Genomic DNA, 24,903 nt, shown 5'->3' with positions numbered 1-24,903 from the left:
CGCCATGACGGTAATGAACAACACTTTTATTGAAACAACACCAAGCTTTTCTGAAGTAGAAATTGGTGCCGCTCGTAATGCGTTTTTGCAATACGAGCAAGAGCAGCAACTGCACTTATTAACAATCATGCCTATTGATGAGGCAGTTGGTATCTTGCAACACTGCTCGGTTGGCTATGTAAATAGCCTTATTGCTCAACTTGAACAAGCTGGGCATGACAAACGTGCTCGTCACTATGCTCACCAGTTAGGCCTCCATATATCTGAAGTTGATACACCTGACGGTTATCTTTCCACGAGTGTACTAGGGCATGTGAAGCAGCGTATTGGCTGGATCATTGCACTTGCGTTGCTCGGAATTGTGTCTGGTTTAATCATCGCGCAGTATGAAGACACCTTGAGCCAGCTCGTTTTACTTGCGGTGTACATGCCAGTGATTGCTGCTGCGGGTGGTAATACGGGGACACAAGCTGCAACCTTGGTCATTCGTGCTCTTGCAACTGGAGAACTTAAGAAGCGCCAATGGTTAGAAGTTCTATGGAAAGAAAGCCGCGTAGCGCTATTTATTGCATTAGCGATCGCCGTTGTGATGGTGGGACGTATTATGCTTTTTAGCAACGGGCAGTCAACGGGCGGCTTTGCGCTTGAGGATATCGCATTGGCTATTGCGGTTGCACTATTTATTCAGGTGACTATTTCTACCACGCTTGGCGGTTTGCTACCTATTATTGCTCGAGCTTTTAAACTAGACCCTGCCGTATTGGTGAGTCCAGTATTAGCATCGATTGTCGATATATCAGGGATGTGGATCTACTTTACCGTGGTGAACTACTTCTTGGGTATTGTCTGACTGAAGCTCACAATGTCTTGATAGAACAGTTTTTCAAAACGGGTGATAGGGGCGATGACAGGTTTGTTATCGTCCCTTTTTTCTGGAAAGTAGTCCGACACAAACTGAACAAACAAGGTGTTTGGTTTGCCGTTTTTATCAAGTCCATAACCCGCCATATTATACGTCCCGTAAAGCGAACCACTTTTTGCGATTAATTGCCCTTTTATTGGTGCCTTACGCATACTCTGCCTGTATTTCAAAGTGCCCGATTCACCGGATTTAGGCATGATTGCAATCAGGTTTAGCTCTTTATCATGCTTCCATATATAACGAAGGATGTCAGCCATTGATGCGGCTGATATGCGGTTATTACGCGATAAACCAGAGCCATCTTCGAGCTGTGCATTTTTTATATCAATAGAAGTATTGGCAAATATGATTTGCTTTATCGCTTCGGTGCCATTTCTAAAACTGCCAGGCTGAATATAAAAATGGTGGCCTAGAGTTTTAGTTAAAGTATCCGCAATTAGGTTGTCTGAGCGCTTTAACATTTCTTCAAGCAAGGCTGGCAAAGCTTTAGAGTGGTGGCTGGCAATAAACTTCGTGTTGATGTCATTTTGGGGAGCTCCAATCAATACTTGCCCGTGGAGCTTAATTCCTTTTTGGCGCAGTAATGTATAGACGACTCGACTGGTATACGCTCTAGGGTCTTGCACCGCAAATTTAAGTGGCAGCGGTTTATCACGTTTAACTAGGCACCCTTTGAGCTCGTATTGGTTTGAGGAGTGTGCAATAAGGTCTAAGTCACAATGTTTTGCTTTCTGACCCGACTTGCTAACGGTAATTGCTGAGGTTGAAACATGGATTGGTTGATGCTCTGGGACAAATACCCGCGTTTTACCATTGTCTTGAGTATAAATAGACGCCTGAACACAATTCTCATTTAATGTAATCGCACTGGCTGGGGCACTGTAACACACGCCTAGAATATCCCATGGCCAGCCTACGGCGCGGTCATAACCAACAAACATAGCGTCATCTAACCAGACATTTCCTTTAATTTCGGTAATACCGCTTTTTTTTAGTTGATCCAGCAGGTTACTTAAGTCTTTGCTTGTTAACGTGGGATCGCCACTAAATGACATGACAAGATCGTCATTAGCTTTGGAAAGGCTGGTGGTAAAGCTGAAGCTATCTCCGAGCTCTAACTTTGCCGCTAGTGCGGTGACGACTTTTAGGGTACTTGCTGGCGGAAACAGCTGAGAACTTGGTGCTGAGCCTAGCAGCTCAGTTTGATCACTCAATTTTTCAGCGACTAGGCTAAGGCGTACCCCATCAGGAAGTACCTCTTGATATGGGTATGCATGGACAATCATGCTGAAGCAATAAAAGAAAAAGCAAATTGGCCAATGTATACGCATGGTGATGATACTTTCTTGTGGTCGATGAGGAGAGTATATACTGAATTTGTGTGAATATCTGAATACAAAAATGCCCGCAATGTGCGGGCATTTCTTCAAGTCTAAAGACTCAATTAGAAGTCGTAGCGTAGACCTAGAGCTAGCTCGTCTTCAGAATCCATCTTAGATGCAACCGTGTTACCGCCAACTTTACCTAGTTTATCGCCAGAGTCGATTAGGTTGAAGTTGTATGATACGTAACCACGGAAGTTAGGCTTAAAGTAGTAAGATGCGTCGACAGCAACGTTGTTAGCAGAAGTTTCATCGTTAGTCTCTGCGTTGTTGTATGTCGTTGTAAATACAGTTTGACCAAGAGTGTAAGCACCCGCTAGTTCGTAACCTGTGTAGTCACCATCTTTCTTAGCTTTTTCGCCGTCAGTGAATACACCAGCGAAGTATAGGTCGCCCATTGTGTAAGACGCAGCAAGCATGTACTCGTTAGCTTCGTCTTGATCTGCGTAACCAGCACCTAGCTCAAGACCAGTTTCGCCTAGTGCGTAAATTGCAGATAGAGAGTAACCATCTTCACCGTTGTCTGTGTACTCAGTACCAGCAGTGTTTTCGATACGGTCCGCAAAACGGTAGCTTGCTTTAACAGCTAGGTTTTCGAATTGGCCTTTGTAAGAAACCATGTTGTCTGAACGATCAGCAACAGCTAGTTTATCTGCCGCAGAGTTACCGTGGTAAGCCATGATATCTGTGAAATCAGTGATAACGCCCAGTGCACCGTCGTTTTTACCGTAAGTGATCTCACCGAATGCGCCACCTAGACCAGCATACGCGTAACGAGTGTCTAGATTGCTGTTGCCATCTACGTCACCATTTTCAGCTGTAGTGAATTCGCCTTCCCAGAAACCAACACCGTATAGGTTGTCGTTGATCGCTTGAGTGCCAAGGAAGTTTAGACGGATGCGAGATTTATCTTCAGCTTTGCCATCTTTTAGAGATAGACGTGCTTCAGCGCGGCCACCCATCTCTAGAGAAGTGCCGTCTTGGTTGTAAAGTTCAGCTGCGTTAACGCCAGTTGCCATAGCTGCTGCAGATACAGAAAGAGCAATTAGAGTCTTTTTCATCTTATTTGTCCTAGTTAGCTGTCCATAATCATTGTTTTATGGGGGAGAGGTAATCTCTCACAAGTTATTGTTATGCGTATAGTTTCATTTATGAGAAAACTTCACTTTCGAAAACACTATGACGTAATAACTTGCCGGACATGTTTTACTGCTAAAGTTTCATTATGAGTTAGTAAAATGATATAAATTGAACTGATGAACACTGTTCGATTGCTGGTTTTTATAATTTAAGTTGTTGTATTTTATTGGATATGTCGTGGTTTGCTTGGTTCTGACATTGATTTGTTTTTATCTTTTTTGATGTTTTTGTGTGTGGCTAGCTAGCTGTTTTTCAATAATTTGAGATGTATCTCGAAACTAAGTTTGCTGCATTTAAGTGCATTACATCACGTTATTTCGACGGTTTTTAAATTAGGGTGATTTCACCCTAGAGTTTGTTTAAACTAGAAGAAATGCATCAATTAACTCACTACCTAATCTTTTAGATTGGGTAGGTTTTTTTTGTCCAAAGAACCCTTTGGCCTTGAGGTTATATAATGGAAAAAGTTCCAATGACACTGCGTGGTGAACAACTCCTACGCACAGAACTAGATCGTCTACTTAAGCTTCGCCCTCAAATTTCTGAAGCGATCGCAGAGGCTCGTGAACTAGGTGATTTAAAGGAAAATGCGGAGTATCACGCAGCACGCGAAGAGCAAGGCATCTGTGAAGCTCAGATTCGTGATATTGAGTACAAGCTGTCTGTTGCTCAAGTGATTGATGTAACGAAAATGGATAACACTGGTAAGGTTATCTTTGGTTCGACAGTTACCCTGATCGATTGTGATACAGAAGATGAGAAAACTTACCAAATCGTTGGTGATGACGAAGCGGATATCAAAGCGGGTCGTATTTCTATTAGTTCACCGATTGCCCGCGGCTTGATTGGTAAGATGGAAGGTGATGAAGTCGTGATTCAGACCCCTGGCGGTGCTAAAGACTTTGAAATCGACAGCGTAGAGTACGTCTAATACTGTTGTTTAAATACAAAAAAGGTCGCATTAAGCGACCTTTTTTTCTGAAGCTAAGAACTGAAATTACTTGCGTGGAATTTCGATCTTACGTTCTTCAGATTGACGGTATAGGACAAGTGTTTTACCAATAACTTGTACTTTTTCTGCGCCAGTTTCACGCACAATAGCATCAATGATTAGCTGCTTTGTTTCACGGTCTTCTGATGCAACTTTAATCTTGATCAGTTCGTGGTGGTTTAGAGCGATTTCAATTTCTGCTAGCACGGCTTCTGTAAGTCCATTTGCGCCCATTAGCACAACAGGTTTTAAACTGTGAGCCAGGCCTTTTAGGTGCTGCTTTTGTTTGGTGCTTAGGTTCATTACGCGGCCAATTTTCTTTAAAATAAGGGTTGAAAAAAGCTATTTTAACGCCATCTATTGCTGAAGACTATAATTTATTGAGTAATAGGTTGAGCCTATTAGAACAATAGCTCCTAATTACGCCTTGTTGGGATTAAAATGAGTAAACAAAAACATTCGGCTAGTTCTGGTCGTTGGTTGAAAGAACACTTTGATGATAAGTATGCAAATGAAGCTCGTAAGAAAGGCTACCGTTCACGTGCTTACTTCAAGATAGACGAGATCCAAACAAAAGATAAATTGTTGAAATCTGGGATGACTGTTGTCGATTTAGGCGCGGCTCCAGGCGGATGGTCTCAATATGCTGCTAAGATAATAGGTGAAGAAGGTCAAATCATCGCGTGTGACTTGCTACCTATGGATCCAATCGCTGGTGTAAGCTTCCTGCAGGGAGACTTTAGAGATGAGGCGGTCTTAGATGCTTTATTAGAACGAATCCAACCTTCGATGGTTGACGTAGTAATGTCTGATATGGCGCCTAATATTGCTGGTAACAACTCTGTAGATCAGCCGAGAGCTATGTATTTAGTTGAATTGGCTTTAGATATGTGTCGACAAGTTCTAGCACCTAATGGTAGCTTTGTCGTAAAGGTTTTCCAGGGTGAAGGCTTCGATCAATTTGTGAAAGAAGTCCGAGACATGTTTAAAGTCGTAAAAATCAGAAAACCAGACTCATCGCGAGCTCGCTCCCGAGAAGTCTTCGTTGTAGCCACTGGTTACAAAGGTTAACTATTTCGCTCGTTTAGAGCATGGTTAACACTATAGCTACAGGAAATGAACTGTAGTACCCTACCTTTAATTACAATTAGTTATCGAGAGGCTGACACCTTGAGTGACATGGCAAAAAATTTAATTCTGTGGCTTGTTATCGCTGTCGTATTGATGTCGGTATTCCAGAGCTTTGGCCCTGGAGAGAGCAATGGCAGAACCGTGGATTACACCACGTTTGTACAGGAAGTTGGCCAAGGCCAGATTCAAGAAGCAACTTTTAAAGACGGTGAGATTAGCTTTGTTCGTCGCGGCGGCGGTGCCAAAATGGTTACTTACATGCCTGTGTATGACCAAAAGCTTCTAGATGACCTAATTAATCAAAACGTGAAAGTGCAAGGTACGCCTCCTGAAGAGCAAAGCCTGCTAGGCACTATTTTCATTTCTTGGTTCCCAATGATCTTACTGATTGGTGTATGGATTTTCTTCATGCGTCAAATGCAAGGTGGCGGCGGTAAAGGCGCTATGTCTTTCGGTAAGAGCAAAGCTCGTATGATGAGCGAAGAGCAGATCAAGACAACTTTTGCGGACGTTGCAGGCTGTGACGAAGCAAAAGAAGACGTAAAAGAATTGGTGGACTACCTGCGTGATCCAAGCCGCTTCCAAAAACTGGGCGGTAAGATTCCAACAGGTGTATTAATGGTTGGTCCTCCTGGTACTGGTAAAACGCTACTAGCGAAAGCCATTGCTGGTGAAGCAAAAGTACCATTCTTTACTATCTCTGGTTCTGACTTCGTAGAAATGTTCGTAGGTGTTGGTGCATCTCGTGTACGTGACATGTTTGAACAAGCGAAGAAAGCGGCACCTTGTATCATCTTTATCGATGAGATCGATGCGGTTGGTCGTCAACGTGGTGCAGGTGTTGGTGGTGGTCACGATGAACGTGAACAAACACTAAACCAAATGCTTGTAGAGATGGATGGTTTTGAAGGTAACGAAGGTATCATTGTTATCGCTGCGACTAACCGTCCTGACGTACTTGACCCTGCGCTATTGCGTCCTGGCCGTTTTGACCGCCAAGTCGTTGTTGGTCTTCCAGACGTACGTGGTCGTGAGCAAATTCTTAAAGTACACATGCGTAAAGTGCCTCTAGCGGGTGACGTAGAGCCATCTCTAATTGCACGTGGTACTCCGGGTTTCTCTGGTGCAGACCTAGCAAACTTAGTTAACGAAGCGGCTCTATTTGCTGCACGCGGCAACAAGCGCAACGTTTCTATGGTTGAGTTTGAACTGGCGAAAGACAAAATCATGATGGGTGCAGAGCGCCGTTCAATGGTGATGTCTGAAGAGGTGAAAGAATCAACTGCATACCACGAAGCGGGTCACGCGATTGTTGGTCGCTTGGTTCCTGAACACGATCCAGTGTACAAAGTATCTATCATTCCACGTGGTCGTGCGTTGGGTGTGACTATGTACCTACCTGAGCAAGACCGTGTGAGTATGTCTCGCCAACACCTAGAATCAATGGTTTCTAGCTTGTACGGTGGCCGTCTAGCGGAAGAGCTGATCTACGGCGCTGACAAAGTATCGACAGGTGCATCGAACGATATCGAACGTGCAACAGACATCGCTCGTAAGATGGTTACGCAGTGGGGCTTCTCTGAGAAACTTGGTCCGCTACTGTACGCGGAAGAAGAAGGTGAAGTGTTCCTAGGTCGTAGTGTGACTCAGACTAAACACATGTCTGATGACACGGCAAAACTTATTGATGATGAAGTTCGTAAGATCATCGACCGTAACTATGACCGTGCGAAGAAAATCTTGGAAGACAACATGGACATCATGCATGCGATGAAAGATGCGCTAATGAAGTATGAGACCATTGATGCTGGCCAGATTGAAGACTTGATGGAGCGTAAGACTGAAATTCGTGAACCTGCTGGTTGGGGTGATAAGCCTGCAAGCAAACCAGAAGACAACGATAAGCCTCAGGCTAAACCTGAAGCAAAAGCTGAAGAGAAGTCGGAAGAGTCTACAAAACCAGTAGAGCAACCGGCATCTCAAGAAGCGACTTCAAGCGAAGCGCCAGAAAAGAAAGACTCTGAATAAAGAGTAGCCTTTGATAATAAACCCCGAGTTAAGCTCGGGGTTTTTGTATATGTTGTGATTATTAAAGCTATGATTATTAAAGCAAACAACAAATCTCTCGACCTTTCTCGTCCGCATGTTATGGCGATTCTCAATGTCACTCCTGACTCATTCTCTGATGGTGGTAAGTTCAACTCACTTGAACTTGCACTTGCTCAAGCTGAGAGAATGATTGCTGCTGGTGTCAGCATCATCGATATCGGTGGAGAGTCGACTCGCCCTGGAGCCCCGGATGTTTCACTAGAAGAAGAATTACAGCGTGTTGTCCCCGTGATCAAAGCGATCCGTGAAAAACATGATGTTTGGATTTCTATTGACACAAGTAAAGCCGAGGTAATGCATCAAGCCATTGAGGCGGGGGCAGACTTAATTAACGACGTGCGCGCACTTCAAGAGCCAGGGGCGTTAGAAGTGGCAGCGAAAGCAAACTTGCCAATTTGCTTGATGCACATGAAAGGCCAACCACGTACGATGCAGGCCAATCCTCAATACGATGATCTGATGGAAGATGTCGCGGCATTTCTCCAAGAGCGTATTGCAGCTTGCGAAGCGGTCGGTATTGATAAGTCTCAACTTATTCTCGACCCAGGTTTTGGCTTTGGCAAAACAATTGAACACAATTATCATATGCTTGCTCATCTCGAGAAGTTTCACGAATTTGGTCTGCCAATTTTGGCTGGCATTTCACGTAAATCGATGATCTTTAAGCTGTTGGATAAACCCGCAGCTGAATGCACCAACGCTAGCGTGGTTTGTGCGACCATTGCGGCGATGAAAGGTGCTCAGATTATCCGAGTTCATGACTTCGAAGAAACCATTGAAGCAATGAAAGTTGTTGAGATGACGAAAAACAATATCTAAAAGAATTAAGGAACGTTATATGTCTGATAAAAGACGTTACTTTGGTACCGATGGTGTGCGTGGAAAAGTGGGTCAATACCCAATTACACCTGACTTTGTACTCAAGCTTGGCTGGGCGGCTGGTCGTGTATTAGCGAAACAAGGCACTAAAAAAGTTATTATTGGTAAAGATACGCGTATTTCTGGCTACATGCTTGAGTCTGCGTTAGAAGCGGGCCTTGCTGCGGCCGGTCTGAAAGCGACCTTTACCGGTCCAATGCCAACACCGGCAGTCGCTTATCTGACGCAAACCTTCCGAGCGGAAGCGGGTATCGTTATTTCAGCGTCACACAACCCATACTACGATAACGGCATCAAGTTTTTCTCATCTGAAGGTACTAAGCTTCCGGATGATATTGAATTGGCTATCGAAGCAGAGCTAGACAAAGACATTGAATGTGTGGAATCTGCCGAGCTTGGTAAAGCAACTCGCCTAAATGATGCAGCAGGTCGTTATATTGAATTTTGTAAGAGCACTTTCCCATCAGAGCTTAGTCTTGCCAATGTGAAGATCGTAGTTGACTGTGCACACGGCGCAACTTACCACATTGCTCCTAACGTATTCAAAGAGCTAGGTGCAGATGTTGTTGCAATGGGTGTGGAACCAAATGGTACTAACATCAATGATGAAGTCGGTGCGACAGACGTCCGTGCATTACAAAAACGTGTTGTAGAAGAGCAAGCTCATCTTGGCCTTGCGTTCGATGGTGATGGCGACCGAATCATCATGGTTGACCATTTAGGTAACAAGGTTGACGGTGACCAGATTGCTTATATCATCGCACGTGATGCGTTACGCCGAGGCGAACTAAAAGGCGGTGTGGTTGGTACACTAATGACCAACCTAGGCATGGAAAATGGTCTGAAGCAATTAGGTATTCCATTCGTGCGTGCAGCAGTCGGTGACCGTTATGTTATGGAGCGCTTGCTAGAAAAAGGGTGGAAGATCGGTGCAGAAAACTCAGGTCACGTGATTTTGCTGGACAAGGTTACGACCGGAGATGCTATCGTAGCTGCACTACAGGTGCTTGCTTCTATTGTTGGCAGTGAGATGTCACTACATGATTTGTCTCAAGGTATGACCTTGTACCCTCAAGTGCTAGAAAATGTACGTTTTGAAGGTGATAGCAATCCCCTCGAGGCTAGTGCCGTGCTTGATGCGGTGGCTGAAGTAGAATCTGAACTAGGTGAAAAAGGCCGTGTTCTTCTGCGTAAGTCAGGCACAGAGCCTTTACTAAGGGTGATGGTTGAAGGTGAAGATGCTGACTTAGTTCAGAGTTCTGCGTTAAAGATTGCTCAAGCAATCAAAGATAACTGTTAAGTTTTCTTAGGTTAATATGGTGAATTAAGAGTAAGTTTTGCCCTTTTTTTGACCGCTTGGGCTTTTGCCATTGTTTTTTTGGCAATTTCCCCTTGTCAGCGTTGCTGGCTTTCGCTAGTATTGCTCGGCCTCCAGTCAGGAGGTCGCTAGCCTTGTTCGTAATGCTCATTGTTTGAACTTATGAACGGCGCTGGCTCAACAATTTGGAACATAGGTGGAAAAAATGTTTTCAGTTCTACTTGTGATTTACCTGTTGGCAGCGCTTGGTGTGATTGGCCTTGTGTTGATTCAACAAGGTAAAGGCGCAGATATGGGAGCCTCGTTCGGTGCTGGTGCTTCAAACACAGTGTTTGGTGCAAGCGGCTCAGGTAATTTCCTAACCCGAACAACTGCTATTTTAGCAACAGTATTCTTTATCGTTAGCTTGCTACTTGGTCGTATGTCTACACATAAGACAGAATCTCAATGGGTTGATCCAACACTAGGTCAACAACAAGTTGTAGAGCAAGTTAATGATGCAGCGAGTGAAGTTCCAGCACCAACTGGTGATGAAATTCCTCAATAAGCTGTAAGGTTTGTGTAGCCGAGATGGTGAAATTGGTAGACACGCTAGCATGAGGTGCTAGTGCCTTTGGTGTGAGGGTTCGAGTCCCTCTCTCGGCACCATAAATTTACAAACTTGTAAATCACTTGTTTGGCGGTATAATGCTCAGCAAGTCGGACGCGGGGTGGAGCAGCTTGGTAGCTCGTCGGGCTCATAACCCGAAGGTCGTCGGTTCAAATCCGGCCCCCGCAACCAATCTCTTCTTTCGTTGGAAAGAATGACTCGATTGGCAAGTTTGCACAGTGCTAACCACACTGTGAGTTAAGAAAAGCACTTTTTGCTATTCTTAACGTATCAGGGTCCAGCAGCATAAAACCCCGACTTTTCGGGGTTTTTTGTTATCTGAGTTTTTATAATTACTCAGATACTGCTTGGTTTTTTGATTGGGCTCTGAGCCCTTTTTTTGTTTCTGGAGTGGTTAAAATGACTGGTTTAGAAAGACAACTTACTGAAATGCTTGAAGCTCCAGTAGAGGCAACAGGCTACGAGTTAGTTGGATTAGAATTTATTCGTGCGGGTGCGCACTCAACGTTACGTATCTACATCGACCATGAAAATGGTATTAACGTAGATGCCTGTGCAGAAGTTAGCCATCAGGTAAGTGCGGTATTAGACGTTGAAGATCCAATTTCTGTTGCTTACAGCCTAGAAGTTTCTTCTCCAGGCTTAGAAAGACCACTTTTCAAAGCAGCACATTACGAGCAATTTATTGGTCACGAGGTCAGCATCGTATTGAAAATGGCTGTTGCAAACCGTCGTAAGTGGAAAGGCATTATCCACAGCGTAGATGGTGAGACAATTGCAGTTACTTGTGAGGGGCAACAAGAAGAGTTTGCTCTAAGTAACATTTCAAAAGCTAACCTGATCCCTAAATTTTAGTTCCCTAAAAAATTTGAAGCTTAGAGGCTAAATACAATGAGTAAAGAAATTTTAGCGGTAGCAGAAGCGGTATCGAATGAAAAAGCGGTACCTCGTGAGCGTATCTTTGAAGCTCTTGAGATTGCTCTAGCAACTTCTACAAAGAAAAAATACGAAATCGAAATCGATGTGCGTGTTGCCATTGACCGTAAAACGGGTGAGTTTGAAACATTCCGCCGTTGGTTGGTTGTTGATGAAGTTGAAAACCCAACAAAAGAAATCTCACTAGAAGCTGCACAATATGAAGATGCAGATCTTCAACTAGGTGATTTCGTAGAAGACGATATCCCTTCTGTTACATTCGACCGAATTACAACGCAAACAGCGAAGCAAGTTATTGTACAAAAAGTACGTGAAGCAGAGCGCGCACAGATCGTAGAACAGTTCATTGACAACGAAGGTGATCTTATCACTGGTGCTGTTAAGAAAGTAAACCGTGAGACGATCGTTCTTGACCTAGGTAATAACGCAGAGGCGGTTATTCTTCGTGATGACCAACTTCCTCGTGAAAACTTCCGTCCAGGTGACCGTGTTCGTGGTCTTCTTTACAAAGTTGCTCCAGAAGCTCGTGGTTTCCAACTTTTCATTACACGTTCTAAGCCAGAAATGTTGGCTGAACTGTTCCGTGTAGAAGTGCCAGAAATCGCTGAGGAAATCATCGAACTGAAAGGTGCTGCACGTGATCCAGGTTCTCGCGCTAAGATTGCTGTTAAAACAAACGACAAACGTATCGACCCTGTAGGTGCGTGTGTTGGTATGCGTGGTGCACGTGTACAAGCAGTATCTGGTGAGCTTGGTGGTGAGCGTATTGATATCGTTCTTTGGGACGATAACCCAGCTCAATTCGTAATCAACGCAATGGCACCAGCTGATGTTGCTTCTATCATTGTTGATGAAGATGCACACTCAATGGACATCGCTGTTGAGGCAGACAACCTAGCACAAGCTATCGGTCGTAACGGTCAAAACGTACGTCTAGCATCTCAACTGACTGGTTGGGAACTAAATGTAATGACAGTGGCGGATCTTCAGAAGAAGCATGCTGAAGAGTCTCAAGCATCTATCGAAAACTTCATGAAGTACCTAGACATTGAAGAAGACTTCGCTCAACTGCTTGTTGAAGAAGGTTTCTCAACGCTAGAAGAAGTTGCGTACGTTCCAGTTAACGAACTACTAGAAGTTGATGGTCTGAACGAAGAACTTGTAGAAGAACTTCGTAGCCGTGCTAAAGACGCACTAACGACAATCGCTCTAGCGCAAGAAGAGTCATTTGAAGGTCTAGAGCCTGCTGAAGACCTACTAGGTCTTGAAGGCCTAGAGCGCGAAATGGCGTTTAAATTGGCAGCGAAAGGCGTGGCAACACTAGAAGACTTGGCTGACCAAGGTATCGATGATTTAGAAGGTATTGATGGCCTGACAGAAGAGCGTGCAGGTGAGCTTATTATGGCTGCGCGTAACATCTGTTGGTTCGGCGAAGAAGCATAATATCAGCAAGGAGGAAGCGGCATGACACAATTAACAGTTAAAGCACTGAGTGAAGAGATTGGTACTCCAGTCGACCGCTTAATGGAACAACTTGCTGACGCAGGCATGAACAAAGCGAGTTCTGACCATGTCTCGGATGAGGAGAAGCAGAAGCTTCTCTCTCACCTGAAGAAAGAGCACGGCGATACGTCGGGCGAATCTGAACCTACTAGACTGACGCTTCAACGTAAGACTCGTAGCACATTAAGTGTTGCAGCAGGTGGCGGCAAAAGTAAGGATGTTCAAGTAGAAGTGCGTAAGAAGCGCACATATGTGAAGCGCAGCACTATCGAAGACGACGCAAAACGTGAGGCTGAGGAAGCAGCAAAACGTGAAGCTGAAGAGCTTGCGAAGCGTGAGGCAGAAGAACAAGCCAAACGTGAAGCTGCAGAGAAAGCACAGCGCGAAGCCGAAGAAAAAGCAAAACGTGAAGCGGATGCAAAACGTGAAGCTGAAGAAAAGGCAAAACGCGCACAAGCTGAAAAGGCTAAGAAAGAAATGAATGCAAAAAATGCGGATGTTAATACGCAAGCGAAGAAAGAAGCTGACGAGCTAAAGCGTCGTCAGGAAGAAGAAGCCCAACGTAAAGCTGAGCAAGAAGCAGCTAAGCTTGTTGAAGAAGCTCGTAAACTTGCAGAAGAGAACGAAGCTCGTTGGTCTGAAGAAGAGTCTAAGAAGAAAGAACTTGAGAACTCTGATTACCATGTAACCACTTCTCGTTACGCTCGTGAAGCTGAAGATGCAGCTGACCGTAAAGAAGAAGGTGGTGCTCGTCGTAAGAAGAAGAAACCAGCGAAAGAAGAGCAATCTCGCGGTGGTCGTAACCAACGTGGTGGCAAAGGCCGTAACAAAGGCAAACTTGCTAAGCCGACTTCAATGCAACACGGTTTCGATAAGTCTGCGACTGTAGCGAAACAAGACGTAGTGATTGGTGAGACAATCGTTCTTTCTGAACTTGCTAACAAGATGTCGGTTAAAGCGACAGAAGTTATCAAAGTAATGATGAAGATGGGCGCTATGGCGACTATCAACCAAGTGATCGACCAAGAAACAGCACAACTTGTTGCTGAAGAAATGGGTCACAAGGTAGTTCTTCGTAAAGAGAACGAACTGGAAGAAGCAGTACTATCTGACCGCGATACAAACGCAGAAGCAGTACCACGTGCTCCAGTTGTAACTATCATGGGTCACGTTGACCACGGTAAAACGTCAACACTTGACTACATTCGTCGTACACACGTTGCTTCAGGTGAAGCGGGTGGTATTACACAGCACATCGGTGCTTACCACGTTGAAACTGACAACGGTATGATCACGTTCCTTGATACTCCTGGACACGCAGCGTTTACTGCAATGCGTGCTCGCGGTGCTCAAGCGACAGATATCGTAGTTCTAGTAGTAGCTGCAGACGATGGCGTAATGCCACAAACAGTTGAAGCGATCCAGCACGCGAAAGCGGCAGGCGTTCCACTAATCGTTGCTGTGAACAAGATCGATAAAGAAGACGCGAACCCAGACAACGTTAAGAATGAGCTAGCTCAATACGACGTAATCCCTGAGGAATGGGGCGGTGAGAACATGTTCGTTCACATCTCTGCTAAACAGGGTACAAACATCGACGGTCTTCTAGAAGCAATCCTTCTTCAGTCTGAAGTTCTAGAACTTACAGCTGTAGCAGAAGGTATGGCGTCTGGTGTTGTTGTTGAATCTCGCCTAGATAAAGGTCGTGGTCCAGTAGCAACAGTACTAGTTCAATCTGGTACGCTAAACAAAGGCGACATCGTTCTTTGTGGTCAAGAATACGGCCGCGTTCGTGCGATGCGTGACGAACTAGGTAAAGAAATCACAGTAGCTGGTCCATCTATCCCTGTAGAGATCCTAGGTCTTTCAGGCGTACCTTCTTCAGGTGATGAAGCAACAGTAGTACGTGACGAGCGTAAAGCACGTGAAGTAGCGAACTACCGTGCTGGTAAGTTCCGTGAAGTGAAACTTGCTCGTCAGCAGAAATCTAAATTAGAGAACATGTTCTCTAACATGACGGCTGGTGAAGTTGCTGAGCTAAACGTAGTTCTTAAAGCAGACGTACAAGGTTCTGTGGAAGCGATTGCTGACTCACTACTGAAACTGTCTACTGACGAAGTGAAAGTAAACATCGTTGGTTCTGGTGTTGGTGGTATTACAGAAACTGATGCAGTTCTTGCAGAAGCTTCTAACGCAATCATCCTTGGCTTTAACGTACGTGCTGATGCATCTGCTCGTCGTGCGATTGAAGCTGCAAGCGTTGATCTACGTTACTACTCAATCATTTACCAATTGATTGACGAAGTTAAACAAGCAATGGGCGGTATGCTTGCTCCAGAATTCAAGCAAGAAATCATTGGTCTTGCTGAAGTACGTGACGTATTTAAGTCACCGAAACTGGGCGCAATCGCTGGTTGTATGGTTACTGAAGGTCTGATTAAGCGTAGCAACCCAATCCGCGTACTACGCGATAACGTTGTTATCTACGAAGGTGAACTAGAGTCACTACGTCGCTTTAAAGATGACGTTCAAGAAGTTAAGAATGGTTACGAGTGTGGTATCGGCGTTAAGAACTACAACGACGTTCGCGTAGGCGACCAGATCGAAGTATTCGAAATCGTTGAAATCAAACGTACTCTAGACTAATTGACTAAAATTACTAACCGTCTGAAAGACAAATAGTAATTGGTTGTTGAATACACCATGGGGGGCTGGCTTGACCATCCCCCCATTCTTTCTATTTAAGAGAATGAATATGTCAAAAGAATTTAGCCGCACGCAGCGCGTATCACAGCAGCTGCAAAAAGAACTTGCGATGATCCTTCAACGTGAAGTTCGTGACTCTCGCCTAGGCATGGTTACGATTTCTGATGTAGAAGTATCACGCGATCTTGCTTACGCAAAAGTGTTCGTTACTTTCCTATGCGTGGGTGAGCAAACGCCAGAATCATGCTTAGCAGCGCTACGTGAGCACGAAGTGCACATCCGTATGATGCTTGGTAAGCGTATTCGTCTACGTTTGACTCCTGAAATCCGTTTCTACTACGACAACACGCTAGTAGAAGGTATGCGTATGTCTAACCTAGTTTCTGAAGTGGTTAGCGAAGACAAGCGTAAACAGCAAGATTCAGGTCGCGAAGAAGATCAGGCAGGGGAAGAGTAATGGCTCGTCGTCGTAAAGGTCGTCCAATTAATGGCGTTATCTTGTTGGACAAACCAACAGGTATTTCTTCCAATGATGCACTGCAAAAAGTAAAACGTATCTACTTTGCTGAGAAAGCGGGTCATACCGGTGCATTGGACCCACTAGCGACGGGCATGTTGCCAATCTGCTTAGGCGAAGCAACCAAGTTCTCTCAGTTCTTGTTGGATTCAGACAAGCGCTACCGCGTAATCGCAAAGCTTGGTGAGCGTACTGATACGTCTGACTCTGATGGCGAAGTGGTAGAGACGCGTCCTATTGACGTGAATCTAGAGAAGCTAGAAGCGTGCATTGATACGTTCCGTGGTGAATCAGACCAAGTACCTTCAATGTTCTCAGCATTGAAATACCAAGGTAAGCCGCTCTACGAGTACGCTCGTAAAGGCATTGAAGTACCGCGTGAATCTCGTAAGATCACGGTATATGAGATCGTCCTTCACCGCTTTGAAGGTGATGAAGTAGAGATGGAAGTGCATTGCTCCAAAGGCACTTACATCCGTACTATCGTTGATGACCTAGGTGAAATGCTTGGTTGTGGCGCACACGTGACTATGCTTCGTCGTACTGGTGTTGCTAAATACCCGTACGAAAAAATGGTGACGCTAGAGCAACTTAATGAGCTGCTAGAGCAAGCGCATCGTGACGAAGTAGCACCTAAAGAGTTGCTTGATCCACTGTTGCTACCAATGGATACCGCAGTAGAAGACTTGCCAGAGGTAAATCTCAACGCTGAGCTGACTAACTTAGTACAGCACGGCATGCCAGTCCAAGTGTTTGGTGCTCCGGAAGGTACACCAATTCGCATGACCTCCGGTGAAGACAAGCTCTTTATTGGTGTTGCAGAAGTGAACGACGATGGAAAAGTAGCACCAAAACGTTTGGTGGTGTTCCGCGACGAAGCATAAGCTTGTCTGTGAATTGAAAATACCGGCGAAATCGCCGGTATTTTTATATTGCGCGTATAAGGAAACTTCCCTATAATTCGCGCTTCGCGTAGCGGCTGAATCAGAGATTGGCTGCTACAACTTTAAACCTACTCTTATTAGGAGAGAATTATGTCTCTGAATGCAGAAACTAAAGCAGCAATCGTTGCAGAATACGCACAAGGCGAAGGCGACACTGGTTCACCAGAAGTTCAAGTAGCTCTACTTACAGCTTCTATCAACCACCTACAAGGTCACTTCAAAGCGCACAAAGGCGATCACCACAGCCGTCGTGGTCTTCTACGTATGGTTTCTCGCCGTCGTAAGCTTCTTGACTACCTGAAAGGTAAAAACCTTTCTCGTTACCAAGATCTAATCAAGCGTCTAGGCCTACGTCGCTAATCAGCGGCTGCATAGAACAGTTTGTCGAAAAAGGGGCTTTTAGCCCCTTTTTTGTTGCCCGTTACTTAATTTAATTGCTATAGCTTAGCCAAATCCTATTTAAGTCGTTATACTACGCACGGTAAAATTCCACGATCGGAGTTTTATATCCAAAGTAGCTCATTGCATTACAGTCACAACGTCGACCAAAAGGTCGCGACTATTAAAAGTGAACTGAATACCTAATCAGTTTGTTTTTACTAGTCGCGATTCGTAATGCCTTGAGTATCAATCAATACTCTCTGAGCAAATCATTCGATGCGCTTAGAAACAAGGAATAACAATGTTCGAAAAACCAGTTGTTAAAACGTTCCAGTACGGTAACCACACAGTTACTCTAGAGACTGGCGTTATCGCACGTCAAGCTACGGCTGCAGTAATGGTTACTATGGACGATACGGCAGTATTCGTTTCTGTAGTTGGTAAAAAAGAAGCGGTTGAAGGTCAAGACTTCTTCCCTCTAACAGTTAACTACCAAGAGCGTACTTACGCTGCAGGTAAAATCCCTGGTGGTTTCTTCAAGCGTGAAGGTCGCCCATCTGAAGGTGAAACGCTAACGGCTCGTCTAATCGACCGTCCAATCCGTCCACTTTTCCCAGATGCATTCAAAAACGAAGTACAAGTTATCGCAACGGTAGTATCTGTTAACCCAGATGTTCAACCTGATATCGTAACTATGATCGGTACTTCTGCGGCGCTAGCTATCTCTGGTATTCCGTTCAACGGTCCTATCGGTGCTGCACGTGTTGGTCACATCGACGGTCAACTAGTACTTAACCCAAGCAACACAGAGCTAGAAGCTTCTAAGCTAGACCTAGTTGTTGCGGGTACTGAATCTGCAGTACTAATGGTTGAGTCAGAAGCTGACAACCTAACTGAAGAAGAAATGCTTTCTGCAGTTGTATTCGGCCACGACCAACAACAAACAGTGATCAACGCAATCAACGAGTTTGCTGCTGAAGTTGCGACTCCTGCTTGGGATTGGGTTGCTCCAGAAGAGAACACAGCACTTGTAAACAAGATCGCTGAACTGGCTGAAGCTAAGCTTGTTGAAGCTTACCAAATCACTGAGAAGATGGCTCGTTACGACCGCATCCACGAGATCGCTGGTGAAGTAAACGACGTGCTACTTGCTGAAGATCCAGAAGCGAACACAAAAGAAATCCACACTATCTTCCACGATCTAGAGAAGACAGTTGTACGTCGCAGCATCATCGCTGGTAACCCACGTATCGACGGCCGTGAAAAAGACATGGTTCGTGCGCTAGACGTACGTACTGGTGTTCTTCCTCGTACACACGGTTCATCACTATTTACACGTGGTGAAACTCAGGCTCTAGTAACTGCGACTCTAGGTACGCAGCGTGATGCTCAAATCATCGACGAGCTAACTGGTGAGCGTAAAGATCACTTCCTACTACACTACAACTTCCCTCCATACTGTGTTGGTGAAACTGGTTTTGTAGGTTCTCCTAAGCGTCGTGAAATCGGCCACGGTAAACTAGCTAAGCGTGGTATTGCTGCAGTAATGCCATCTGTAGATGAGTTCCCATACACAGTACGTGTAGTATCAGAAATCACAGAATCTAACGGTTCTTCTTCAATGGCTTCTGTATGTGGTACTTCTCTAGCACTTATGGATGCTGGTGTTCCAATTAAAGCTTCTGTTGCGGGTATCGCAATGGGTCTAGTTAAAGAAGGCGACGACTTCGTTGTTCTTTCTGACATCCTTGGTGACGAAGACCACCTAGGTGACATGGACTTTAAAGTAGCAGGTACTAACGACGGTATCACTGCACTTCAGATGGATATCAAGATCGAAGGTATCACTAAAGAGATCATGCAAATTGCTCTTAACCAAGCGCAAGGTGCACGTAAGCACATCCTATCTGTAATGGATGAAGCTATCTCTGGTGCTCGTGAAGATATCTCTGAGTTCGCTCCGCGTATTCACACAATGAAGATCAGTGCAGAGAAGATCAAAGACGTTATCGGTAAAGGTGGTGCAGTTATCCGTGCTCTAACTGAAGAGACAGGTACAACTATCGAAATCGAAGACGACGGTACAATTAAGATTGCTGCAACTGAAGGTACAGCTGCGAAAGAAGCAATCCGTCGTATCGAAGAGATCACTGCAGAAGTTGAAGTGGGCCGTATCTACACAGGTAAAGTTGCTCGCCTAGCTGACTTCGGTGCATTCGTTACTATTCTTCCTGGTAAAGATGGTCTAGTACACATCTCTCAAATTGCTGAAAAGCGTGTTGAGAAAGTGTCTGATTACCTAACTGAAGGTCAAGAAGTTCAAGTTAAAGTTCTTGAAATCGACCGCCAAGGTCGTGTACGTCTAAGCATGAAAGAAGCGGTAGAAAAGCCAGCTGAAGAAGCTGCTGAAGCACCTGCTGCTAAAGACGAGTAATACTGATTTGGGCTTTGGTCTTTTATTAGATTAACGGCCTGAAAACGTGCTATAAAAGGGGAGCATTTTCGCTCCCCTTTTTTTAACTTGCTATTTTTTATTGTATTTGATGGACAGAAATATCCTATAGTGCATTAATACATCGTGAGTTAAAGGCGGTCCAAACAGGAGTATCAATTAGTGAAATGGTTTCAAACCGCAAGTTTATGTATCGCAATTGCATTGACGGGGTGCGCTAGCACTTCTCAACAAACCTCTCAGCAGTGGGTATATCCACCGATGGCTGTGCCATTGCAGCCTAGCGTGCAGCAAGAGGTTCAGATCGCACGGCTATCTCAGTTATTACAACGACCAGATCTTAGTGATGAAGTGCGAGCTAAAATGCATTATGAGCGCGGGAGTTACTACGATAGCGTTGGTTTGAGAGATCTCGCTCGCCTTGATTTTAATCAGTCACTACAGCTAAATCCTGCTCAGCCAGATATATTCAATCTGCTTGGCGTTTACTTTACTCAACTAGGTGAGTTCGACGCGGCTTATGAAGCATTTGATTCAACATTAGAGCTTGCGCCAGAGAACTCTTATGCGGAACGTAACCGTGCGATTGCTTTGTACTATGGTGGTCGAATTGATCTTGCTATGGAAGATATGACAAAGCACTACGAAGAGAACCCTAAAGATCCTTTTCGAGCATTGTGGTTATACATTATTGAAGCAGAGCAAAATCCAGAGTTAGCGAAGGCAAACCTACAGCAAAGATATCAACGCGATATTAGCGAAGAGTGGGGGTGGGTTTTAGTCGCCATTATGCTGAGAGATGTGCCTGATGACGCAGCACTGAAAGCTATCATGGAAGGGACGCGGGAGAATCACCGCCTAGCAGAGCGTTTAACGGAAACTTATTTCTATCTCGGCAAACGTTATCAACTAGAGGGTGATGTAGCAGATGCTATATCGCTATATAAATTAGCGATTTCGTTCAATGTCTATGAGTATGTGGAACACCGCTATTCATTTGTTGAGCTGACTCAGATTTACGAAAAGCTACAGCAAGAACGTTTAGCAAAAATTAAAGCAGAAAGTACTCAGCAACAATAGTTTTTTAGCCGCTCAACTAGAGCGGCTTTTTTGTACTTGAACAAATTAGACTGCTTCACTAAAATAGTTAGCCTTGCTAACTAAATGGGCAAATTACAGTGGCATTAGAAAAAAGCCTGATTGATTTAGAGCGTTTTTGTGCTAAAGCGTGGCGCGTTTATGCCAAGGAAGATCCGCTTTCACATTTGAGCTTTAATGAGTTCGATTACTTACGAGTGATTCAGCTTCATCCAGAAGGTGTGCGTATTACTGACTTGGCTGAAGAGCTGCAAGTCACCAAACCTTCAGCTTCAAATATGGTAGTTCGTTTGGAGAAAAAGGGCTTGGTAAGGCGTATTGCGTGTAATGAAGATGCGCGTTCAAAGCGCGTTTTGCTAACGGAAGAAGTGATAGCAGAAATGTCCCTTGAACAGGTGGTATACAAGGATATTTCTGAACAACTGATGCGTAAACTTGATAAGCAAGAAGCACAGCAACTGAAAGCGCTACTGGATAAAGCGCTCGGAAACTAAACATACATTTTACTCTTTTATCTATTTAGTTAGCCTTGCTAACTATTGGTGGTAGTCATGCAAAACTCTATCTATAAACAGTTTTGGAAATACACAATTCCGACCGTCGCAGCCATGTTGGTTAACGGCTTATACCAAGTTGTTGATGGCATTTTTATCGGTCGTTATGTTGGTGCTGATGGATTAGCGGGGATCAACGTTGCTTGGCCGATCATTGGCTCGATACTTGGTATTGGTATGATGGTCGGGGTAGGTACGGGGGCGCTGGCCTCTATCAAGCAAGGTGAAAAAGACAGTGAAGGTGCTAAACGCATTCTCTCAACCGGCCTTTTGCTTTTAGTTGCTTTGATGCCTGTCGTAGCGACAATCTTGTTCTTCTTCGCCGATGACTTTATTCGCTGGCAGGGCGCAGAAGGGCGAGTGTACGAGCTAGGCTTGCAATACCTACACATTCTTAGCGTGGCGTGTGTGTTCTCGCTAGGCTCGATTGCGGTGCCATTTTTGCTTCGTAATGATGATAGCCCTAACTTAGCCACCATCCTGATGGTGATCGGTGCGGTGATCAATATCGTACTCGACTACCTTTTTATCGCTTGGCTTGGCTGGGAGCTTACCGGTGCTGCTATTGCTACCGCTCTGGCGCAGATGGTTGTGACGATTTTGGGTGTGGGGTACTTCTTTACTTCCAGAGCCAACATGCGCTTGTCTTTCAGCGATTTGAAGATGCAGTTTGATGTCATTCCTAAGATTGTCATGATTGGCACGTCGAGCTTCTTTATGTACGCTTATGGCTCAATGATGGTCGCGCTGCATAACGCGTTGTTTGCCCAGTACGGTAGTGCGTTGTTGATTGGTGCTTACGCCATCTTGGGTTATATCGTGACGGTCTACTACTTGATCGCGGAAGGCATCGCCAATGGTATGCAACCTTTGGTGAGCTACAACCATGGCGCGCGCAACCAAGATAACATTCGTAAGCTGTTAAAGGTCGCAATGGGCACTTCTGTACTTGGTGGAGTTGCGTTTGTTATTTTGATGAACATCTTCCCATACGAGTTTGTATCGGTGTTCAACAATGCTGACCAGAATCTGATTGATGCGACGGTGGTCGGTATTCGTCTCCATATGTTTGCATTGTTCTTAGATGGGTTCTTAGTGGTTGCCGCGGCGTACTACCAATCAGTCAACAAAGGCAGTAAAGCCATGTTCGTGACCATCGGTAATATGGTGATTCAATTACCGTTCTTGTTCATTATGCCGAAGCTGTTGGGTGTGACGGGTATTTGGATTGCATTCCCACTGTCCAACATCGCCTTAAGTTTAGTGGTGATGACAATGTTGTGGCGTGATATTAAGAAGCTAATGAACGAGAGTTCAGCAGAGCCAAGTATTCAAGCGTCTTAACGACGAAAAGATGTAAAAAAAGCGAGGTCAGTACCTCGCTTTTTTATTGCTTTGAAACCGTAAGCAGGGATTAGATGTTCTTCACTTCTAGACCTGCAAGTTGATGCCAGTAACCGTTACATTGGCGGTCTTGGATCTTGCCTGGGTTGGTGCCTTTTTCGTTTGAACGGAATTGGTCCAATTCAGAGAAGGTACTGAGACCTAGCGGGCTTAAACGAACCACGTCAACCAGACCTTCCATACTTGGTAGATCGTTGATCAGGTTGTAGCAATAACCAGACTGAGTTTGGATGCCGTTCAAGTTAAAGACTTCTTGACCTTCTTGGCTGCTTACTTGGATACCTGTTGGGTATTTAATACAGCAAGTTTCGCAATCATCTTTAGCTTTGTTTTCTGCGCGAGCGGTAAAGCAGCGTGCCGAGTAAGCCAAAGGTAGATAACCGTGGCTGAATACTTCTACTTCAAACTTATTGCGAATACCAAGCTCATCACATTGAACCAGCGTATTACTGAGCCATTCACGAGATAGCTCTACAGGCATACACCAGCGGATCATGCCTTGTTTTAGGAACAAGTTAAGCGTGTGCGCATTGTAAGTGTTAACCGCAGGGCCAACGACGAAAGGCACCTTGTGCTCAGAAGCCAGTTGAACCGCAGACACGTCATTGGCTTCAATCGCGAAGTCACCGTTGTCGATGTACTTCTTCATGATGTTCACTTCACTTGGTGCTTCTAATAGTGCCATCGTTGAAAGAACGACTTGTTTGCCAGATGCAGACAAGTCTTTCGCAATATCGAACCAATGTGCGGGCTTCATTTCACGACGTTTTGAACATACGGTTTCACCAAGGTAGATGATGTCCGCAGAGCTTGATTTCGCTTGTTCGTAAAACGCTTCAACATCTTGCTTTGGCCAGAAGTACAACAGTGGACCAAGCGCGTATTTCATTGAGTTATCCATCTTAACCTCTACTGCCATTTACGGTGGTAAGCACCAAGTGTGGTTTGCGTACCTTCAGACACGTTTGCCAACGCTGCATCCCAAGCCGCTTCTACTTGGTAAGCTTCTGGGTTTGCTTGGTAGCGATCAATCGCAGCACGCCATGTGCGCGTTACTTGTTCTACGTACGCAGGGCTACGCTGGCGACCTTCAATTTTTACTGAAGCGACATTCGCAGCAAACAGTTCTGGCAGCATAGAGAGAGTGTTCAAACTGGTTGGCTCTTCCAGTGCGTGGTAGCGTTTTTTCTCGCCTTCGATTTCAGCTTCAAAACGACCTTTACATAAGGTTGGGTAGCCCGCGTTTTCACCTGCGCTGTAGCGATCGATCAGGATATCGTTAAGACGAGATTCCAGACCATTTGCTGTTTCTTGCCAGCGAACGTATTTCGCCGGAGAACACGCGCCAACGGTGTTTGGTGATTCGCCAGTCATGTAAGACGATAGGTAGCAACGACCTTCCGACATGATGCATAGGCTACCGAAAGCAAAGACTTCGAGCTCAACATCGCTGGTGATATTGCGTGAAAGCTGTTTAACCTGATGAATAGATAGTACACGAGGCAGTACAACACGTTTGACGTTGAAGTTTTGCTTGTAGAAGTCTACTGCTGCAACGTTGGTTGCTGAAGCCTGTACTGACAGGTGCAGTTCTAGCTCTGGGTATTTGCGAGCAGCGTACTCAAGTACCGCAATGTCAGCCACAATCAGCGCATCGACACCCAGTGCCGCTGCATTGTCGACCGCATTTGTCCAACGGTCGAAACCATTTGGATGGGCAAAGGTGTTTAGCGCAACGTGGATCTTTTTGTTGCGGTCATGAACGTACTGCACCGCTTTTTCAAGCTTCTTGCCGTTGAAGTTCAGGCCAGCAAAGTGACGAGCGTTGGTATCGTCTTTAAAGCCGATGTATACGGCGTCTGCACCGCAATCAATCGCGGTTTTTAGCGCAGGCAAGTTACCCGCAGGACACAAGAGTTCCATATG

General features: G+C 45.0%; 22 protein-coding genes and 2 tRNA genes. 19 read left to right on the top strand and 5 right to left on the bottom strand.

All coding sequences use genetic code 11. The annotated features are described in order from the left end of the window. Window positions 1-4: 4 nt before the first annotated feature. Complete coding sequence (locus J4N37_RS12865; RefSeq protein WP_252041117.1) at window positions 5-850, top strand: magnesium transporter; 846 nt, start codon at window positions 5-7, stop codon at window positions 848-850. Here J4N37_RS12865 and dacB read toward each other — a convergent pair. Both dacB and J4N37_RS12855 read right to left on the bottom strand, forming a co-directional pair. Continuing rightward, on the bottom strand, window positions 829-2,253 hold the full coding sequence (gene dacB / locus J4N37_RS12860; RefSeq protein ID WP_252042144.1) for a serine-type D-Ala-D-Ala carboxypeptidase: 1,425 nt from the start codon (window positions 2,251-2,253) through the stop codon (window positions 829-831). The genes J4N37_RS12865 and dacB overlap by 22 nt on opposite strands. A 113-nt stretch (window positions 2,254-2,366) precedes the next feature. Next, window positions 2,367-3,365 (bottom strand): porin, encoded by a 999-nt coding sequence (locus J4N37_RS12855; protein WP_045393930.1) that lies wholly within the window; start codon window positions 3,363-3,365, stop codon window positions 2,367-2,369. A 536-nt stretch (window positions 3,366-3,901) separates the two neighbouring features. Between J4N37_RS12855 and greA the strand changes: the two genes are divergently transcribed. Further along, window positions 3,902-4,375, top strand: a complete 474-nt coding sequence (greA, locus tag J4N37_RS12850) for a transcription elongation factor GreA (protein ID WP_010450086.1) — start codon at window positions 3,902-3,904, stop codon at window positions 4,373-4,375. 66 nt (window positions 4,376-4,441) lie between these two features. Here greA and yhbY read toward each other — a convergent pair whose 3' ends face one another. Continuing rightward, window positions 4,442-4,738, bottom strand: coding sequence for a ribosome assembly RNA-binding protein YhbY (gene yhbY / locus J4N37_RS12845; protein ID WP_010450084.1), 297 nt, complete (start codon window positions 4,736-4,738; stop codon window positions 4,442-4,444). 138 nt (window positions 4,739-4,876) lie between these two features. Here yhbY and rlmE point away from each other — a divergent pair, with 138 nt between their 5' ends. The 17 genes from rlmE (at window position 4,877) to vmrA (ending at window position 22,917) form a co-directional block, all read left to right on the top strand. Then, on the top strand, window positions 4,877-5,506 hold the full coding sequence (rlmE, locus tag J4N37_RS12840; protein ID WP_171357067.1) for a 23S rRNA (uridine(2552)-2'-O)-methyltransferase RlmE: 630 nt from the start codon (window positions 4,877-4,879) through the stop codon (window positions 5,504-5,506). 108 nt (window positions 5,507-5,614) lie between these two features. After that, window positions 5,615-7,594 (top strand): ATP-dependent zinc metalloprotease FtsH, encoded by a 1,980-nt coding sequence (gene ftsH, locus J4N37_RS12835; protein WP_162531057.1) that lies wholly within the window; start codon window positions 5,615-5,617, stop codon window positions 7,592-7,594. 69 nt (window positions 7,595-7,663) lie between these two features. Continuing rightward, window positions 7,664-8,494, top strand: a complete 831-nt coding sequence (folP, locus tag J4N37_RS12830) for a dihydropteroate synthase (protein ID WP_038883898.1) — start codon at window positions 7,664-7,666, stop codon at window positions 8,492-8,494. Between the two features lie 19 nt (window positions 8,495-8,513). Next, window positions 8,514-9,854 (top strand): phosphoglucosamine mutase, encoded by a 1,341-nt coding sequence (gene glmM, locus J4N37_RS12825; protein WP_010450075.1) that lies wholly within the window; start codon window positions 8,514-8,516, stop codon window positions 9,852-9,854. Window positions 9,855-10,077: 223 nt separating this feature from the next. Next, window positions 10,078-10,419 (top strand): preprotein translocase subunit SecG, encoded by a 342-nt coding sequence (gene secG, locus J4N37_RS12820; protein WP_010450072.1) that lies wholly within the window; start codon window positions 10,078-10,080, stop codon window positions 10,417-10,419. Window positions 10,420-10,436: 17 nt separating this feature from the next. Next, window positions 10,437-10,520: transfer RNA gene (locus J4N37_RS12815), tRNA-Leu, on the top strand. Between the two features lie 56 nt (window positions 10,521-10,576). After that, window positions 10,577-10,653: transfer RNA gene (locus J4N37_RS12810), tRNA-Met, on the top strand. A gap of 228 nt (window positions 10,654-10,881) precedes the next feature. Next, window positions 10,882-11,337: a ribosome maturation factor RimP gene (gene rimP / locus J4N37_RS12805; protein WP_005530330.1), complete on the top strand. Its 456-nt coding sequence runs from the start codon at window positions 10,882-10,884 to the stop codon at window positions 11,335-11,337. A gap of 36 nt (window positions 11,338-11,373) precedes the next feature. After that, window positions 11,374-12,861, top strand: a complete 1,488-nt coding sequence (nusA, locus tag J4N37_RS12800) for a transcription termination factor NusA (protein WP_045393938.1) — start codon at window positions 11,374-11,376, stop codon at window positions 12,859-12,861. Between the two features lie 21 nt (window positions 12,862-12,882). Then, on the top strand, window positions 12,883-15,567 hold the full coding sequence (gene infB / locus J4N37_RS12795; RefSeq protein WP_045393940.1) for a translation initiation factor IF-2: 2,685 nt from the start codon (window positions 12,883-12,885) through the stop codon (window positions 15,565-15,567). A gap of 109 nt (window positions 15,568-15,676) precedes the next feature. Further along, on the top strand, window positions 15,677-16,084 hold the full coding sequence (gene rbfA, locus J4N37_RS12790; RefSeq protein WP_005449148.1) for a 30S ribosome-binding factor RbfA: 408 nt from the start codon (window positions 15,677-15,679) through the stop codon (window positions 16,082-16,084). Beyond that, complete coding sequence (gene truB, locus J4N37_RS12785; RefSeq protein ID WP_010450060.1) at window positions 16,084-17,028, top strand: tRNA pseudouridine(55) synthase TruB; 945 nt, start codon at window positions 16,084-16,086, stop codon at window positions 17,026-17,028. Before rbfA ends, truB begins: the two co-directional genes overlap by 1 nt. Before the next feature lie 150 nt (window positions 17,029-17,178). Further along, window positions 17,179-17,448 (top strand): 30S ribosomal protein S15, encoded by a 270-nt coding sequence (gene rpsO / locus J4N37_RS12780; protein WP_010450057.1) that lies wholly within the window; start codon window positions 17,179-17,181, stop codon window positions 17,446-17,448. A 322-nt stretch (window positions 17,449-17,770) separates the two neighbouring features. Continuing rightward, window positions 17,771-19,903, top strand: a complete 2,133-nt coding sequence (gene pnp, locus J4N37_RS12775; protein ID WP_252041115.1) for a polyribonucleotide nucleotidyltransferase — start codon at window positions 17,771-17,773, stop codon at window positions 19,901-19,903. Between the two features lie 180 nt (window positions 19,904-20,083). Further along, on the top strand, window positions 20,084-21,001 hold the full coding sequence (nlpI, locus tag J4N37_RS12770) for a lipoprotein NlpI (RefSeq protein ID WP_038883862.1): 918 nt from the start codon (window positions 20,084-20,086) through the stop codon (window positions 20,999-21,001). Window positions 21,002-21,099: 98 nt separating this feature from the next. Continuing rightward, on the top strand, window positions 21,100-21,513 hold the full coding sequence (locus J4N37_RS12765) for a MarR family winged helix-turn-helix transcriptional regulator (RefSeq protein ID WP_010450050.1): 414 nt from the start codon (window positions 21,100-21,102) through the stop codon (window positions 21,511-21,513). 57 nt (window positions 21,514-21,570) lie between these two features. Beyond that, window positions 21,571-22,917 (top strand): sodium-coupled multidrug efflux MATE transporter VmrA, encoded by a 1,347-nt coding sequence (vmrA, locus tag J4N37_RS12760; protein ID WP_252041113.1) that lies wholly within the window; start codon window positions 21,571-21,573, stop codon window positions 22,915-22,917. 70 nt (window positions 22,918-22,987) lie between these two features. Here the strand turns inward: vmrA and J4N37_RS12755 are convergent, their stop codons facing one another. Both J4N37_RS12755 and ubiU read right to left on the bottom strand, forming a co-directional pair. After that, on the bottom strand, window positions 22,988-23,866 hold the full coding sequence (locus J4N37_RS12755) for a U32 family peptidase (protein ID WP_010450046.1): 879 nt from the start codon (window positions 23,864-23,866) through the stop codon (window positions 22,988-22,990). Window positions 23,867-23,886: 20 nt separating this feature from the next. Continuing rightward, a complete protein-coding gene (gene ubiU / locus J4N37_RS12750) occupies window positions 23,887-24,900 on the bottom strand; it encodes a ubiquinone anaerobic biosynthesis protein UbiU (RefSeq protein WP_182026940.1) in 1,014 nt (337 codons plus the stop codon). Window positions 24,901-24,903 lie beyond the last annotated feature (3 nt).

The sequence above is a fragment of the Vibrio sp. SCSIO 43153 genome (assembly GCF_023716625.1).
Taxonomy (GTDB): Bacteria; Pseudomonadota; Gammaproteobacteria; order Enterobacterales; family Vibrionaceae; genus Vibrio; species Vibrio rotiferianus.
The sequence above is the reverse complement of the archived record's forward strand: the minus strand, read 5'-3'. Positions and strand labels throughout refer to the sequence as shown.

What these genes read in the sequence shown, in the direction of transcription:
- rlmE (WP_171357067.1), top strand. Translation starts at nt 4,877, where the DNA reads ATGAGTAAACAAAAACATTCGGCTAGTTCTGGTCGTTGGTTGAAAGAA.
- yhbY (WP_010450084.1), bottom strand. Translation starts at nt 4,738, where the DNA reads ATGAACCTAAGCACCAAACAAAAGCAGCACCTAAAAGGCCTGGCTCAC.
- rpsO (WP_010450057.1), top strand. Translation starts at nt 17,179, where the DNA reads ATGTCTCTGAATGCAGAAACTAAAGCAGCAATCGTTGCAGAATACGCA.
- dacB (WP_252042144.1), bottom strand. Translation starts at nt 2,253, where the DNA reads ATGCGTATACATTGGCCAATTTGCTTTTTCTTTTATTGCTTCAGCATG.
- vmrA (WP_252041113.1), top strand. Translation starts at nt 21,571, where the DNA reads ATGCAAAACTCTATCTATAAACAGTTTTGGAAATACACAATTCCGACC.
- secG (WP_010450072.1), top strand. Translation starts at nt 10,078, where the DNA reads ATGTTTTCAGTTCTACTTGTGATTTACCTGTTGGCAGCGCTTGGTGTG.
- ubiU (WP_182026940.1), bottom strand. Translation starts at nt 24,900, where the DNA reads ATGGAACTCTTGTGTCCTGCGGGTAACTTGCCTGCGCTAAAAACCGCG.
- J4N37_RS12755 (WP_010450046.1), bottom strand. Translation starts at nt 23,866, where the DNA reads ATGAAATACGCGCTTGGTCCACTGTTGTACTTCTGGCCAAAGCAAGAT.
- J4N37_RS12855 (WP_045393930.1), bottom strand. Translation starts at nt 3,365, where the DNA reads ATGAAAAAGACTCTAATTGCTCTTTCTGTATCTGCAGCAGCTATGGCA.
- infB (WP_045393940.1), top strand. Translation starts at nt 12,883, where the DNA reads ATGACACAATTAACAGTTAAAGCACTGAGTGAAGAGATTGGTACTCCA.
- rimP (WP_005530330.1), top strand. Translation starts at nt 10,882, where the DNA reads ATGACTGGTTTAGAAAGACAACTTACTGAAATGCTTGAAGCTCCAGTA.
- J4N37_RS12865 (WP_252041117.1), top strand. Translation starts at nt 5, where the DNA reads ATGACGGTAATGAACAACACTTTTATTGAAACAACACCAAGCTTTTCT.
- truB (WP_010450060.1), top strand. Translation starts at nt 16,084, where the DNA reads ATGGCTCGTCGTCGTAAAGGTCGTCCAATTAATGGCGTTATCTTGTTG.
- rbfA (WP_005449148.1), top strand. Translation starts at nt 15,677, where the DNA reads ATGTCAAAAGAATTTAGCCGCACGCAGCGCGTATCACAGCAGCTGCAA.
- glmM (WP_010450075.1), top strand. Translation starts at nt 8,514, where the DNA reads ATGTCTGATAAAAGACGTTACTTTGGTACCGATGGTGTGCGTGGAAAA.
- ftsH (WP_162531057.1), top strand. Translation starts at nt 5,615, where the DNA reads ATGGCAAAAAATTTAATTCTGTGGCTTGTTATCGCTGTCGTATTGATG.
- folP (WP_038883898.1), top strand. Translation starts at nt 7,664, where the DNA reads ATGATTATTAAAGCAAACAACAAATCTCTCGACCTTTCTCGTCCGCAT.
- nusA (WP_045393938.1), top strand. Translation starts at nt 11,374, where the DNA reads ATGAGTAAAGAAATTTTAGCGGTAGCAGAAGCGGTATCGAATGAAAAA.
- pnp (WP_252041115.1), top strand. Translation starts at nt 17,771, where the DNA reads ATGTTCGAAAAACCAGTTGTTAAAACGTTCCAGTACGGTAACCACACA.
- greA (WP_010450086.1), top strand. Translation starts at nt 3,902, where the DNA reads ATGGAAAAAGTTCCAATGACACTGCGTGGTGAACAACTCCTACGCACA.